Source organism: Streptococcus suis (assembly GCF_002960445.1).
Taxonomy (GTDB): domain Bacteria; phylum Bacillota; class Bacilli; order Lactobacillales; family Streptococcaceae; genus Streptococcus; species Streptococcus hyiners.
Genome location: NZ_POJD01000179.1, coordinates 1 through 311 on the forward strand (window position 1 = coordinate 1; position 311 = coordinate 311).

The following is a 311-nucleotide window of genomic DNA, read 5'->3' on the forward strand; positions in this document are numbered from 1 at the left end:
ACAGATAATAGTGATAAATTGTATATAGATATTAAAAAGAAACTTCAGCAGTCCAAGGAGGATTGCCTTGAATATGCCAAAATTATTGATATGAGATTAAAAAATTTCTTAGAAAACCGAATATACTAAAAGCCAAGCAATTGTGCTTGGCTTTTAGTATTCATCTAGTTCATGTTTGATTATGTCTTCAACATTACATTCAAGGATTTCACATAATTTATCAATTGTTTTTGTTGTTATTGGTTCACCTAATTTCATTCGATGTAACGTATGTGCGGAAATTTTTTCAACCTTGATTAAATAATATTCTG

At 28.3% G+C, this 311-nt stretch carries 1 protein-coding gene; it reads right to left on the reverse strand.

Annotated features, from left to right (window positions below; all coding sequences use genetic code 11):
* Nucleotides 1–153: 153 nt before the first annotated feature.
* On the reverse strand, nt 154–311 hold a 158-nt coding region (locus tag C1G53_RS07385; RefSeq protein WP_105118228.1), incomplete at its 5' end, for a helix-turn-helix domain-containing protein.